The sequence below is a fragment of the Corallococcus sp. AB045 genome, from assembly GCF_003668895.1.
GTDB classification, from domain to species: Bacteria; Myxococcota; Myxococcia; order Myxococcales; family Myxococcaceae; genus Corallococcus; species Corallococcus coralloides.
Genome location: NZ_RAWN01000029.1, coordinates 16,955 through 30,077 on the forward strand (window position 1 = coordinate 16,955; position 13,123 = coordinate 30,077).

Genomic DNA, 13,123 nt, shown 5'->3' on the forward strand with positions numbered 1-13,123 from the left:
CTGCCTCGTTGATGAATGCAATGCGGCACCCGGGCGGGCGCGTGCCCCAGGGCGACCGATGCACGGCGCCTCCCGGAGCAAGTCCACGACAGGGAGGTGCTTTCTGCCCACCGAGCAGCGCCTCGACCGCGACCGCACGAGACGCTGCGACCCGCGCCGCAACTACCGCCAGGCGCTGGAACTCCACATCTCACGACTCGGAATGGACGACACAGACACCATCCTCGCCCATGGCCCCCACAGCGCCCGCCACGCCCGGCGGGCAGGTGACGGTATTGCCCGTCGACGGCTCGATGAGCGTGGCGCCTGTGACATCTCCCGGAGGCCCGCCGAGCCCGCCCCGTGCATCACAGCGGACCATGCCGTTGATGACCGTAGCCTTCACGAGGATGTTGGCACCCGGGCCGCCTCTGCCACCATCGGTTCCCTTGCGCGGTGTGGCGAGACAGGCCTCTCGCTTGGCCTGGAAGGCCTCGTCCGAAGGGAAGGTCGTGGGGCCCTGCGCGGCACATTCGGGGCACGCCGTCACGGGCCCGCCCTTGGCGCCACTTGCTCCTTGCCCATTGATGGAAATCTCCGCGCCCGCCTCGGCGCGTATCTCGCGGGCACGCACCTCAAGCGAGGTCCCGTTCTCGACGCGAATCTCTCCACCTGACCGGAAGAGAATCAAATCGTAATCCAGTTTCTCAGGGGTTGCGTAGACGCGAGAGCTGTCGATGACGAGGATGCGATTCCTGTCAGCAACCATCTCCATCTTTGCCGTCGCGAGTCCGACGGTTGTCTCCACGAGGAGGTTCACCTCTCCGATGGAGCGGCGCACGCACACGAGTTCCAGGGGCGAGTCAGGAGCCAGGGGGGCTTTGGCCTTGAGTTCTGGCTGGCAGCGGACTCCGCTGAACTCGACGCGGCTGATCGTGGCGGTGGCGCCCGGCCCGGGGGCCTTCCATTGGAGGGTCCAGGTGAATGGGTCGCCCAGTTGGATGTCCTGAGGCGGCTTGCTTAGCACGGCGGTCAGAGCCGGGCCGGTAGTAGGGCTTGGGGCCACCTCCTGCGTTGCCTGCGCGGGCGCCTGTGCCCATGCGCTCATGGAGATGCAAAGCAGGCAGATCCCCATGCCGCCCCGGAGTACTCGTACAAGCTGCATGTTCATGTCCTGGTTCCACCGAGCGATTTAGAAAATAGTTGCCACAAGTGATCTTGCCTGACACGTCCCGGTTGGCTTCGCCGGGCAGGAAAAGAGGGGAGGGCGGGGGGAGGGTTGCGAGTGCTCGGGAGCCGTCGCTTGCTCGGTCCCGGCCACGCGGGACCTGAAGTGGGTGCCCACGAAAAGGAGTGAGACGACCGTGACGACGGACACCAGGGCCCGGCGTGTGATGCGTGCTCGCCTCCTGCGGCGGACGTGCACCATCACCTTCTCCATGTAGGCTTCCTCTTCGGGGGAAAGCGAGAGGTCCCTCCCGCCGGTTGCATCGCCCTTCATGTGTCCTCCTCGGTGAACACTTCGCGCTCAGCCTCTTCGAGCAACAGCGTTTGCAGCTTGTGGCGAGCGCGCGCGGCCCTCTGCCTGAGGGTGGGCTCGGGCTTGCCATAACGCACCGCAAGTTCGGGGAAGCTGGCCGGCTTCCGCTCGTATCCGGGCAGGTCACTGCCGTAGTGGTCGAGCAACAGCTCGCGCTGCTCTGGCTCAAGGCGCTCGAGCGCGCGGTAGATGCTCCGGGCCTTTTGCTTGCTCATCAAGGCCTGCTGCGGGTCGAACCCGCTAGACGGCCTGAAATTGCCCCAGGCCAGGAGCTTCTCTTGCCGCAGCTCCTTGCGGAGGAGGTCGATGGCATCCCTGCGGGCGCGTTCCGCTATCCACGTCGTGAACTTGGCTTTCTTCTTGTCGTAATCACACCACTGGTCACCCTTGATTTTCGAGCGCTCGTACAGCTCGGCGAATGTCCGCGCGAGCAGATCCTCAAGCTGATCGTGGCCGTAGCCGGCGGGGAGCCGCCGCCTGAGGATGGCGAGGATGCGCTCACGGGTGGTGCTGCGCTGGAGTTTGCCGCGGCCCTGGTGCAGCTCGGCTTCGCTGAGCCCCCGGGTGGCTCGCACAAGGTAGAGGGCGTCCGTCCCGTTGATCACCGCCCACCGGGCGAACCACTGCTCGCCGATGGGAAACTCGGACCATCCGTCGCGCTTGCGATCCTGGCGAGGCTCAGCCAGCTCGGAGAAGATGTCCGCTACCAGCTCCTCGTGGATGCCAGGCAGGTGGTCGGGCAACTCGAACTGGACGACCGTCAGCAGCCGCTCGCGATAGAGCGGGATGAGGCGGGAGCGCGCCTCCGTCCGTGCTTCCACGTCGCTGCTGCGCGCCTCCCGCAGCAGCACGAGGTCGGACTCCTTGTCGGGAGGGTCCACTTCATGCGGGGCGCCGCCACCGCTCGTCGAGCGCAGCATGTCAGTCTCCGTGTCCTCCAATCGGCGCATCGGCATCTTCCTGTCCCCTTCTTCGCGCGAGAGGCCAGGCAGTGACAAAAAGTTTCAATGCCCTGTGATTACAGGGGCTTCCGAGAGCTGGACGGTGAGTTTCCGCTCATTCTCTGGCCATCGCCCTTCCGGCCTCAGGGGCTGTTGCGCGCCGTGAGGTGCTCGCGAAAGGTCACCGCGATGCGCCAGGCCACTGCCGGGTCATCGAGGACGAGGTCGAGCCGCTGGGTCCTGTCGGTGAAGTCCGAGTGCCAGTGGCACTGGACCTCCGAGCAGCTCCCATCCCGGCGCACCACGCGAAACGCGCGCCCGGGCCGGGCGTACAGCGTGAGCCCCGTCTGGTTTCCCGCCGCCACCAGGGCGAGTCGCGACGGGTCCACGTCCGCGAGCGGCAGGTAGACCCGCATCTGGAACCGCTCGGAGGGCTGCATCGCGCTGGGCGTGGTCAGCGTCAGCTCGAGCGTGCACGACGCCTGCGAGACGCGGGCCCTCAGGGAGCTGGAGCCGGTCCGCGTCCGCTCCGGGATGGCACGCGCGAGCCACGTCAGCGACTCGCACGGCGCCGGGGGGGGCGCGTGCACCTCGGAGATGCCGGGCCCTCCGAAGAGCACCAGCACCAGGGCGAGGGTCTGCATCATGGAGAGGAGCACGGGCATACCTCTGGGAAGGAAGATGCTCCTCATTCGCGCGACCCTTGAAAGCGTGACACGAGACATGTGGCGGAGCTTCGTTGATGCACCAACCCGGTTGGTCCCGTGAGGCCTCGAAAATAGGGGTGTCACCCTCCGGGCGGCCACGTGAACAGATGGGGGAAGGCAGTGAATACAAGGTCCCCCCTCGCAGGGCCACGCAACGGAGCGTCACCTGAACGCGAAGACTTTTCTGATGGTCGCAAGCCTCCTCGGAAGACGGAAGGTGGTCGTATTTCAAAGGGCCTATCCCGGGTCGAATCGTCCAGGAGAGCCTCGGAGAGCCGTACTCCGCACGGCTGATCCTGTTGGTGTCCAAGGCGCAGTACGACCTTGCCGATAAGATCCGTCAGGAATGGGCCAATCGTGGCGAGTACCAATTGGTCGAACAGGACTGTGCCACGTTCGTTGGCGCGGTCGGGACGGCCCTCGGCCTCTGCGTTCCCGAGCGGGACCGGGTGACCGCCTCGACCTGGTTCCCGGCGAGATTCATTGAGGCTGTCATTGCGGCGAACGACCAGTCCCAGTTCTTGAACGGACTCTGGGAGAGCACGGATCCGAAGCGCCGCTGGCTTCTGGAGATCACAGGGGCTGGCTGCGTGATGACCGAACGGGTCGGCGCCAACGCGGAGTTGCGTCGGAGCGTCACCGTCGAGAGAAGCGCTTCGGACGTGCGGGTTTCCCGCAGCAATGACCGGGAGACGCTCCTCGCGCTCGGTGCGCGGCCGCGGGTTGTTGATGCCATCGTGCAGGGGGCGCCGACGCCGTCCTACATGACCCTCCGCCGCACGGATGCATCCAGCCTCATCGGTATCTGGAACGGAATCTCATGGGACCTTGACATGAAGGGGAACCTGCAGCGAGTGCATGAACCCGGCTCCAGGTTCCGAACGGAGTACTCGTTCGCTCGACGCTGATTCCGGATCTGGGAGTAGCCCCGCTTCGTGGCTCTCCCGCACTTCGTGTGGACCGTCGAGGATGGGATGCATGGGGCCCTGTGAAGGGAGGCGGGTAGCCTTGCCACCTCTTGGGGCGCACACCGCCCCAGGCTTCCGTGTGCCCCTGGCTGCTCGGGGAGGCGCAACCGGGACAGCGCGTCAGGAGGGGCAAACCCGGTACCAAACGGGTACCCCATCCAGCGAACGCGCCTGAACACCGCCGGACAGAAAAATGCCCTGCTTCCGTGGGGTTGGGAAGCAGGGCGATGACCCCGACAGGAATCGAACCTGTGGCCTGCGGTTTAGGAAACCGCCGCTCTATCCAACTGAGCTACGGGGTCGGAAGCGGGGGGCGTTATAGCAGGGGGCTCGATGCACGCAACGGGTCTGACGCCCGGGCGTGCGGGCTCTGTCCACCGTGCGGCGGCCGAGGGGCCGGGGGCCTGGGCGAAACCCGCCCAGGCTCGTGGGGACTCATCAGCTCCCGGCGGTCGTGACCTGTTCGGCGTCCGGGTTCTCCTCGCTGCGGACCTGGGTGGAACGCTCCGCCTGCTCGTCGCGCGGCACCCGGCGTGTTGCCAGCGCTCGGCGCAGCATGGTTTCCGTCCATTCGAGTTCTTCTCGGGACAGCCCCGCCCCCATCCGCACGAAGCCCTTCTTGTGCTCGATGACGACGGTCAAGCTCCGGAAGAGCTTGTCCTCCGTCTCACGCAGGTCGATGTCCTCGATTTGCGACGCTGGGAGTCGCGTGACTTCTCGCGGCTTCCCGCCCCCGGTGCGTGAATGCTCAATCCCCCGTGAGGAGGCGGCGAGAGACCAACCCTGATTGACCTCCCGGATGACACTCCACAAAAGGAGTCCTCCCAGGAAAAGGAAGACGGCAAGGGCAGTCAGCGGCTCCGCGGAGGTGAGTTGTCGAGGGCCGAACGTGCGCACCCAGGCCAGCCCGAAGACGGTGGGCCCACCTACCGCGATGACAAGCGCGATGCCCGCCTTCACTACGAACAGGGGCCTCCAGCCGCAGCCTGGCAGCTGCAACACCAACCCCTGCGCACTCTGCCGGACCCGGATACGGCTGCCTGGGGGGAGTGACGGTAGCGCCTGCTCGCCCTCAAGTGGCGCTGCTTCGAGACGGGCGTCCGCGGGGCGCGCATGTCCGCCGTCCACACTCAAATCAACGCCCAGGAAACGAGAGAGGGCCTGGGCGAGCTCCAGCGCCTCTTCCCGGTCGTTACTCCCCGACACCGCCACGGTTCGTGTCGGGGACTTCAACTCCACTGAGTAGAATCCCCAGTCGCTGGAGCCTCCTCCACCCGCCTTTCCGCGGGGGGAGAGGGCCACGGACGTAAAAGACTCAAGCGGGTGCGTGTTCGCGGAGAAGAACACGCCGACACCGGACCGCAGTTTCAAGAGCTGTGTTTCCTTGTTGAGCAGCACCTTCCAGTCGGACGTCAGTTGGTGGGCGGCCCACCCGCAGGCGAGGAGCGCCATGGCCCATGCCTGCCATGCGCTCCAGAGGGAGGGCACGAAGAGAGCAACGACGGGGAAGGAGAGGGCCGCGACCAGCGCAACCCTGCACGCCCCTCTCACGAAGCGAGGTACGTCATGCTCAATGGTCAGGTGAGGGCCGAAGGCAGCCCACCGATGGGATCCGCATCGCATCTGGACGAGGCTAGGCGAGGGAGGCTCGCTGGGAGAAGGACAGGTTCCTTCGATGAGAGCCCACGGGAGGCTCCCAGCGGCGCTTCCACGGGGTGATGCTGGTGCACTCCCGGAACTGGGCCGGGCCGGTGTCCTTCAACGTCAGTAGCCGGTGCCGCCGCAGTGATTGTTCATGCCGTCCTCGGTGCCGTACGGGATGCCGTCCTCGCAGATCTGGTGGCTGGGCGCGTAGATGTCCTGCCAGATCATGCCTCCGGGGGAGGGGACCAGGGTGAAGGCGGAGCCGGCGAAGTTTGACGTCCAGAAGCCCATGACGTCGGGGCTGCCCTGCACGGTCTCGAGCAACTCGGAGATGTTCCTGCGCGTGTAACGCATGGCGGGGTTCCTTGAGAGGAGGGGAGGCGGCGAAGGTCGAAATCCTAGGAAGCGGCGGGGAAGGGAGCAATCCGGGAGCTGGAGCTGGCTTCGGATGGATGCGGCAGCGCCACCTCCGGTATTCTCCGAGCCCTCCGCAATGCCCGCCCATGCCCCCCTTGTTCGGCTCGTGCTGCTCACGCAGCGCCACGCCGAAGACCTTCAGCGACTGGTCAGCGATCCGGAGGTCGCGTTTCCCGCGGGCCTCCCGATGCCAGCGCCAGAGAACTTCGGCAGCCACTTCATCGAGGTCCGCTCGCGGGCCCACCGGGCCGGGACAGCCCATTCGTTCGCGGTCCACCCGGAGGACTCCGAACAACTGCTGGGCGTGTGCAGCCTGTTCCATGTCGAGGCGTCACGGCGCCACGCCGAGCTCGCCTTCTTCATCGACCGCGCCTGGTGGAGCCGGGGCTACGGACGGGCGGCGGCCGAGGAGGCCGTGCGCCGGGCCTTTGAGGGCCTGGAGCTGAGCAGGCTGTACGCTCGCTGCCAGCACGACAATGAGCGGGCGCTCCGACTCCTGAAGGGCCGCGGCTTCCGGCCCACCCTGGATTGCGACCTTCCTCTCGGGAACGGGCGAAGGGAAGCAGCGACGATGCTCTGCCTGGACCGCGACCACCGCGCGGCGGAGCCGACACTAGGAACGAGGTGAGACATGGAAGAGGCATGGGGCGAGGACGTCGTTTCGAAGCAGTCGTTCCGGGCGCAGCTTTTCAAAATCATCCGCCATGCCGCCGAGGACGAGGACCTCTGCACCAACACCCTGCTGGGAACCCTGGTGGACCTCTGGCTGACGGACATCATGGATGGCAACAGCCTGGACCAGATGGAGTGGTGGGCCGAGCTGGAGTCCTGGGGCACCCGGAGGGATGCGCGCCGCCAGATCGCGAGCGACTTCGTGCGCGACCTGCTCCGCATCTTCGAGCTCAAGCTCGAGGAGCACGACACCAATTCGTTCCTGTCCCGGATGCTGGCGCAGTTCGAAGAGGACTCGGACCTGCGGTTCCGGGCGATCGAGGGCTACTACCGGTTCATCCAGGACGTCCAGCACACCATCTGGGCCCAACTGCCGGTGACGTGCGTCATTGGAGGACACGCCAGCGGCGACATGTTTGGCATCGGGGCCAGCGCGCTCCTCAAGCAGAACATGAACGTCGTCGTCCACTTCAAGGACGACAAGCCGGAGCAGGACCACAGCGCGGGGATGTACAGCTTCTTCAGCGAGCTGCTGGGCAGGGAGCGGGTCCGGCTCGCGGAGACCGCCAGGGGATGCTTCGACCGGACGGCCTTCAGCAACAGCGTCTATGAGCTCATGAGGAGCCAGCGGCTCTTCTGCTGGCTCGCGCCCTACAACATGGGCACCTACTTCCTGAGCGACCGGTTCCAGAAGGAAGGAGGAACGAACAGCTCCGAATTGGACAACCGCGACACCATCCGCCGGGGGTTTGCCGTCGAGAAGCTCCGCAAGCAGGGCGCCATCCTCGACTTCCTGCACCGCCGGGTGGGCTCGCTCGACTCCCTGAAGAAGCGCAGGGTGCTGATCCTCTGGAGCCGCTTCACCGGGAAGAAGGGGGAGTACCACCCCGAGCACGACACGAGCTTCAAGGGAATGGCGCAGATGGCGTGGCTGGCCGCGGAGCTGGGCTTTTGCGTCATCATCGCGGGCGACAAACCCATCCTTCATGAAGGCGTCAAGGACACGTTCAGCCGCAAGTATCAATACGGTGATATCTGCCGCAGCCTGGAGTCCTACTACGGGGAGCCGCGCTGCTTCGACCTGACCGAGTTCTGGACGGAGCCTGCCTGGAAGGAGCTCTCCGGCGGGAAGCGCGTGGCGCAATACCAGCTCTACGAGCTGCTTCATCGCGTGTGCGACGTCCGGCACCTGGGGATGCGGAGCGGAAACATGGAGGCGCTGGCGTTGCTCGGCTACTTCGTGCGGTACATGGAGGAGGACCGCAGCTACGGCGGCGAGCGCATGGTGGCCTGGCACGAGACCGGCATCGGCTATGAGCGCATCCTCCTCATCGAGCCGCCGACGCGCGTGGGGAAGTACATCCATTACGACCGGAAGCTGAAGGTGGGCGTCAGCCAGGCCTCCATGCCTCCCTACATCACGGCCCGCAACAACGGCTTCCCCAATACGGCCTCACGCAACAAACCCAGGTTCTCCGAACAGCTCCAGCAATTCCAGGCCCGGCAAACCGAAACCTTCAACAGCATGCACGCCATGGATTCGAGAAGGGCCACCTTCCAGTTGGATACGCAGCAAGAGCTCACGAGGCTCACGCAGGAGCTGAAGGAGAAAATGACCAAGCCGTCCGATGTCTCGAAATACGAGAGCGGCTTCACTCCCGAGGACCTGCTTCAAATCTGCGAGTTCCTTTGCCTGACGAACCCGCGCGCCGAGAACCCGCTGGAGGAGCCGCCCACGCCCAACCCGGTGGAAGGCCGGCTGGGCAAGCTGAACCTCCGGCAGTACAAGATCCTGAGCGCCATCAGGACCCTGCTCGAGCGCAAGTAGCGTCCCCCTCCTCACGCCGTGGCATGGATTCCACCGGACAAGCCCAGTCATCCCAGCGGGTGGCTGGGCTTGTCCTTGCCTCGTTACGGAACCCGCTCACTCCGCCTTGGCCTTCGCGCCCTCCCAGCGCTGGCCGGAGCTGTAGTTGAACGGGATCCACCGGTAGCCCTTGCCCTCCGCGCTCAGCCGGCCCAGACCGGGAAAGGGCACGTGCGCGAAGCCGATCAGGTCGCCGCGCTTCGCCGCTTCCGTGAACGCACGCGCCCGCTGCGCCGAGGCCGCGCGCTCATCGACGTCGTAGGCGACCGTCACCGAAGGCTCGCGCAGCTGCACCGAGCCGAAGTGCATCAGGTCGCCCCACAGGACCAACCGCGCTCCACGGCTCTCCACGACGTAGACGCTGTGCCCGGGCGTATGTCCCGGGGTCGGCATGGCCCGGATGCCTGGAACGATGGCGTCCCCATCTCCGAACGTCTTCAGCATCCCCGCGTCCTGGTACGGCCCCACCATCGCCCGCGCCTCCTCGAAGTACTTCGGGTCCACCGCTCCCTTCGTCTGGCCATCGCGACCCAGCCAGAAGCCCGCTTCTCGCGCGTGCACCCGGAGGATGGCGTTGGGGAACGCCCGGCTCGTCTTGGACATGAGCCCACCCGAATGGTCGGAATGGATGTGCGTCAGCAACACCACGTCGATCTGCTCGGGGCGATAACCCGCCGCCTTGAGGCTTTGCTGGAGCTGGCCTCCCACGCCAGGGCCGAAGAAGCTCCCCACGCCCGTATCCACGAGCACCAACGCGGTGCCGGTGTTGATGAGGAAGGCGTTGATGGACAGCTCGACCGGATCCTCCAGGTGGTCGCGCGAGAGCAGCTCCTTCACCCGCCATGGCGTCGTGCCCGTCGCCACCTCGCTCACGGTCTGGGGAACGGTGCCGTCGGACAGCGCGGTGACCTCGAAGTCGCCGAGCATCATCCGATGGAACCCGGGGGCCTGGGTCCGGACCTGGGGCGCGGCGGCGTGGACGGCGGACGAAAGCAGGGGAGCACCGCTCAGCATCAGCAGGGTGAGGGCACGAGAGACAGCGAGGAAGGCACCGCGAGCAGGGGTCGTTTGCATGCACGAGGAGATACGCCCCGCCTCCGCTGGGATAAACGGGAGCACTTCGCACACTGCGTTTCACCGCTGAAACAATCGGAAGGTGGAAGATGGACACGTTCACGGCGATGGAAGCCTTCGTCCGCGTGGTGGAGACCGGCACCTTCACCAAGGCAGCGGACGCGCTGGGCCGCCCGAAGGCGGCGGTGACCCGGCTGATCCAACAGTTGGAGGCGCATCTGCGCGTGAAGCTGCTGCACCGCACCACGCGCCGCGTGACGGTCACCCCGGAGGGCATGACCTACTACCAGCAGGCCCTGCGGCTGTTGGGCGAGGTGCGGGAGCTCGAAGCCACGTTGTCCCAGTCACGGCGCGGTCCCCGGGGGCGCCTGCGGGTGGAGTCGAGTGGGACGATCGCCCGGCTGCTGCTCGTCCCCGCGCTGCCGTCGTTCTACGCGCGCTACCCCCAGCTGCACATCGAGCTGGGCGTGAGCGACCGCGTCGTGGACCTCCTCGCGGACAACGTCGACTGCGCCATTCGCGGAGGAACGGTGAAGGACGAGTCCCTGGTGGCACGACACCTGGGCGACCTCTGCTATTGGCTGTGCGCATCCCCCCGCTACCTGGAGCGCCACGGCGCGCCCCTCCACCCGTTGGAGCTGGCGGGTCCGGTGCACGCGGTGGTCAGCTACTTCTCGTCGCTGAGCGGCAAGGAGCTCCCCTTCGTCTTCGTTCGCGAGGGCGAGCGGTTGGAGGTCCAGGGTCGAAGCCTGCTCACGCTCAACGAAACCAATGCGTACCTGGCCGCGGGGCTCGCCGGCCTGGGTGTCATGTTCGCTCCGCGTTTCGTGTTGGAGCCATACCTCGCGTCCGGGGAGCTGGTGCGGGTGCTGGACGGCTGGCGGCCCGAACCCCGGCCCCTCTTCCTGGTCTACCCACCCACACGTCAGCTGGGCGCCGGGGCGCGGGTCTTCATCGACTGGTTGACGGAGCTGTTCGCGAGCCGGCCCAACCTGTGGCGCGATGAGGGAGGTGCCTAGGGCGCGCTCATGGGGGCTGAGTAGTGCACCGGCGGTGACTCGCCTGGGAAGGTGGGGATCCGGTCCAGGAACTGCTCGTCCACGTAGCACCAGGCCCAGTTCTCTTCAGGCTCGAACGATTTGATGACCGGATGGGCGCTGGCGTGGAAGTGCTGGGTCGCGTGGCGTGACGGCGAGTCGTCGCAGCAGCCCACGTGCCCACAGGTCAGGCACATCCGGAGATGGACCCAGTCCCCTCCGTCCTTCAGACACTCCATGCATCCGTGGCCGCTGGGGTGGACGGGAGCCGTCCGGTGCTGCTGGGTGTCTTCCAGGTGGGGACATGCCTTCTTCATGGCTCGCGCTCCGTGTTGGGGCCTCCGACCGATGGCCTCATCGTGTCGAACATGGGGATGCGAGGGGGCCTGTCGCAACGCGTGTGGCGGCGGAGGCCAGGCAGGCATGCAGCTGCGCCACCACGGCCGCACCCTCTCCAATCGCCGCCCCCACCCGCTTGACGGAGTCCGAGCGCGCATCGCCGATGGCGAACACTCCTGGCAGGCTCGTCTCGAACCCCAACGGCGCCCGCCCGGCGGCCTCCCAGGCTTCCGCCTGGAGCGGCTCCTCGCCGAGCACCAAGCCCGTGCGCACGAATCCCTTCGCGTCCAGTGTCACACCGCAGCCCGTGAGCCACTCCGTGGCCGGATCCGCCCCGATGAAGAGGAAGAGGTGACGCACGTCGTCCGCCTCCTCCCGCCCGCTGGGTCGGTGCCGCCAGCGCACGCGCCGCAGGCCGCGCTCGTCCGAGCCCGCCAGCTCCACCACCTCCGTCTCCATCACCAGCTCGATGCGAGGGGACGCGGCCAGGCGCTCGACGAGGTAGCTGGACATGCTCGCCGCGAGCTCCCGGCCACGCACGAGCACGCGGACCCGACGCGCATGGCCCGCGAGGAACACGGCCGCCTGGCCCGCGGAATTGCCACCGCCGACGAGCAGGACCTCCTCGTCGGCGCACATGCGCGCCTCGATGGGGCTGGCCCAGTAGAAGACCCCACGGCCCTCGAACTGGCCGAGGTTCGCGAGCGCGGGACGGCGGTAGCGCGCGCCGCTGGCCACCACCACGGTCCGCGTGCGCACCTTGCGCCCGTCGGTCAGCGCGAGCGTGAGCGGCGCGCCAGGGGCGGCGCAGCGCAGGGAGGCGACCTCTGCCGGGATGGCCATCTCCACGCCAAACTTCTGCGCCTGCACGTAGGCGCGCGCGGTAAGCGCCTGGCCGGTGATGCCCGTGGGGAACCCCAGATAGTTCTCGATGCGCGCGCTCGCGCCCGCCTGCCCCCCGAAGGCCCGCTGATCCAGGACGAGCACCCGCAGCCCCTCGGAGGCCGCGTACACGGCGGTGGCGAGCCCCGCGGGCCCCGCGCCCACCACGGCGACGTCATAGTGCGTCTCGAAGGCCCCCTCCGGCAGCAGTCCGAGCGCTCGGGCAAGGGTGCTCTCGGAGGGGTTCTTCAGGACCGAGCCATCCGGGCACACCACGAGCGGGAGCTCCTCCGCGTGTGGCGAGTAGCGCTCGATCAGTGAAGCCGCCTCCGCGCCCCGCGCCGGGTCCATCGCGAGGTACGGGTGGCCATTGCGCGACAGGAAGCCCTCCAGGCGAACCCTGCCCGCGCCCTCGGGAGGGCCCACCAGGACGGGCCCACCGGCGCCTGTCTCGAGCAGGCCCACGCGGCGCAGGATGAGGGCGCGCATGATGCGCTCGCCGAGGTCCGCCTCCGCCACGAGCAGCGCACGCAGCCGGTGCGGGGGGATGACCAGCGCCTCCACTTCCCCTACCGCGTGAGCGTCGACGAGCGAGGGGCGTCCGGAGAGCTGGGCCACTTCACCGAGGAACTGGCCCGGGCCCTCCTCCACGATGGGAATCGAGTGCCCCAGGCCATCGCGCCGGGAGAGGGCCACTCGGCCCTGGGCGAGCACGAGCATCCCAGGGCTCGGTTGTCCGGCCGCGAAGAGGCACTCCCCATCACGAAAGTGCCGGACCTCACCGAAGCGCTGCATGCGCTCGATGTCCCGGGCGTCCAGGACGGGAAACATCTGGGGACGGCGCGACTCGAGGCTCGGAGGCAAGGGAGGGGGAGGCATGACCGTGCTCAATGCATGGGCATGGGACGCGCGGGCGACAGAGCACGGGCAGAGTGCTCCACCGGCCGCCCGCCTTCTCTCCACCCCTCACCCCTGCCGGAAATTCAAGAATGCTTCACTGAGGCAGGGGGCGGAGGTCTCGGCGCACCCATTCCCGTGCCACGTGCCTGCGGACAG

The 13,123-nt window shown here is 67.2% G+C and carries 12 protein-coding genes and 1 tRNA gene; 4 read left to right on the forward strand and 9 right to left on the reverse strand.

What is annotated here, in order from left to right; translation table 11 throughout:
* Positions 1-190: 190 nt before the first annotated feature.
* From D7Y21_RS09705 to D7Y21_RS09720, 3 genes are all read right to left on the reverse strand, one after another.
* Positions 191-1,150 carry a hypothetical protein gene (locus D7Y21_RS09705; protein WP_121712709.1) on the reverse strand — a complete coding sequence of 320 codons (960 nt, stop codon included), beginning with the start codon at positions 1,148-1,150 and terminating at the stop codon, positions 191-193.
* Positions 1,151-1,476: 326 nt separating this feature from the next.
* Positions 1,477-2,439: an RNA polymerase sigma factor gene (locus tag D7Y21_RS09715; RefSeq protein WP_158627267.1), complete on the reverse strand. Its 963-nt coding sequence runs from the start codon at positions 2,437-2,439 to the stop codon at positions 1,477-1,479.
* Between the two features lie 164 nt (positions 2,440-2,603).
* Positions 2,604-3,119 carry a hypothetical protein gene (locus D7Y21_RS09720; protein WP_147469239.1) on the reverse strand — a complete coding sequence of 172 codons (516 nt, stop codon included), beginning with the start codon at positions 3,117-3,119 and terminating at the stop codon, positions 2,604-2,606.
* Between the two features lie 350 nt (positions 3,120-3,469).
* On the opposite strand from D7Y21_RS09720, the gene D7Y21_RS09725 reads away from it, so the two are divergent.
* Positions 3,470-4,075, forward strand: coding sequence for a hypothetical protein (locus D7Y21_RS09725; protein ID WP_147469240.1), 606 nt, complete (start codon positions 3,470-3,472; stop codon positions 4,073-4,075).
* Between the two features lie 288 nt (positions 4,076-4,363).
* Here D7Y21_RS09725 and D7Y21_RS09730 read toward each other — a convergent pair.
* The 3 genes from D7Y21_RS09730 to D7Y21_RS09740 form a co-directional block, all read right to left on the reverse strand.
* A tRNA-Arg gene (locus D7Y21_RS09730) sits at positions 4,364-4,437 on the reverse strand.
* A 136-nt stretch (positions 4,438-4,573) separates the two neighbouring features.
* Positions 4,574-5,587, reverse strand: a complete 1,014-nt coding sequence (locus tag D7Y21_RS09735; protein ID WP_147469241.1) for a hypothetical protein — start codon at positions 5,585-5,587, stop codon at positions 4,574-4,576.
* Between the two features lie 312 nt (positions 5,588-5,899).
* Positions 5,900-6,133 (reverse strand): hypothetical protein, encoded by a 234-nt coding sequence (locus D7Y21_RS09740; RefSeq protein ID WP_120566223.1) that lies wholly within the window; start codon positions 6,131-6,133, stop codon positions 5,900-5,902.
* A gap of 139 nt (positions 6,134-6,272) precedes the next feature.
* On the opposite strand from D7Y21_RS09740, the gene D7Y21_RS09745 reads away from it, so the two are divergent.
* Positions 6,273-6,824, forward strand: coding sequence for a GNAT family N-acetyltransferase (locus D7Y21_RS09745; RefSeq protein WP_158619415.1), 552 nt, complete (start codon positions 6,273-6,275; stop codon positions 6,822-6,824).
* A 3-nt stretch (positions 6,825-6,827) separates the two neighbouring features.
* Positions 6,828-8,696, forward strand: a complete 1,869-nt coding sequence (locus D7Y21_RS09750) for a hypothetical protein (RefSeq protein ID WP_121712722.1) — start codon at positions 6,828-6,830, stop codon at positions 8,694-8,696.
* 96 nt (positions 8,697-8,792) lie between these two features.
* Here the strand turns inward: D7Y21_RS09750 and D7Y21_RS09755 are convergent, their stop codons facing one another.
* Positions 8,793-9,809, reverse strand: a complete 1,017-nt coding sequence (locus D7Y21_RS09755; RefSeq protein ID WP_233612041.1) for an MBL fold metallo-hydrolase — start codon at positions 9,807-9,809, stop codon at positions 8,793-8,795.
* 89 nt (positions 9,810-9,898) lie between these two features.
* Between D7Y21_RS09755 and D7Y21_RS09760 the strand changes: the two genes are divergently transcribed.
* Complete coding sequence (locus D7Y21_RS09760; protein WP_121712726.1) at positions 9,899-10,828, forward strand: LysR family transcriptional regulator; 930 nt, start codon at positions 9,899-9,901, stop codon at positions 10,826-10,828.
* On the opposite strand, the gene D7Y21_RS09765 is transcribed toward D7Y21_RS09760, so the two are convergent.
* A complete protein-coding gene (locus tag D7Y21_RS09765) occupies positions 10,825-11,163 on the reverse strand; it encodes a UBP-type zinc finger domain-containing protein (protein ID WP_120566218.1) in 339 nt (112 codons plus the stop codon). The genes D7Y21_RS09760 and D7Y21_RS09765 overlap by 4 nt on opposite strands.
* A gap of 37 nt (positions 11,164-11,200) precedes the next feature.
* Positions 11,201-12,946: an FAD-dependent oxidoreductase gene (locus D7Y21_RS43430; protein ID WP_121712728.1), complete on the reverse strand. Its 1,746-nt coding sequence runs from the start codon at positions 12,944-12,946 to the stop codon at positions 11,201-11,203.
* Between the last annotated feature and the right edge of the window lie 177 nt (positions 12,947-13,123).

Excerpts from the sequence above, each read along its gene's own strand:
- D7Y21_RS09715 (WP_158627267.1), bottom strand. The coding sequence starts at position 2,439 with ATGCTGCGCTCGACGAGCGGTGGCGGCGCCCCGCATGAAGTGGACCCT.
- D7Y21_RS09735 (WP_147469241.1), bottom strand. The coding sequence starts at position 5,587 with ATGGCGCTCCTCGCCTGCGGGTGGGCCGCCCACCAACTGACGTCCGAC.
- D7Y21_RS09705 (WP_121712709.1), bottom strand. The coding sequence starts at position 1,150 with ATGAACATGCAGCTTGTACGAGTACTCCGGGGCGGCATGGGGATCTGC.
- D7Y21_RS09755 (WP_233612041.1), bottom strand. The coding sequence starts at position 9,809 with ATGCAAACGACCCCTGCTCGCGGTGCCTTCCTCGCTGTCTCTCGTGCC.
- D7Y21_RS09760 (WP_121712726.1), top strand. The coding sequence starts at position 9,899 with ATGGACACGTTCACGGCGATGGAAGCCTTCGTCCGCGTGGTGGAGACC.
- D7Y21_RS43430 (WP_121712728.1), bottom strand. The coding sequence starts at position 12,946 with ATGCCTCCCCCTCCCTTGCCTCCGAGCCTCGAGTCGCGCCGTCCCCAG.
- D7Y21_RS09740 (WP_120566223.1), bottom strand. The coding sequence starts at position 6,133 with ATGCGTTACACGCGCAGGAACATCTCCGAGTTGCTCGAGACCGTGCAG.
- D7Y21_RS09765 (WP_120566218.1), bottom strand. The coding sequence starts at position 11,163 with ATGAAGAAGGCATGTCCCCACCTGGAAGACACCCAGCAGCACCGGACG.
- D7Y21_RS09745 (WP_158619415.1), top strand. The coding sequence starts at position 6,273 with ATGCCCGCCCATGCCCCCCTTGTTCGGCTCGTGCTGCTCACGCAGCGC.
- D7Y21_RS09750 (WP_121712722.1), top strand. The coding sequence starts at position 6,828 with ATGGAAGAGGCATGGGGCGAGGACGTCGTTTCGAAGCAGTCGTTCCGG.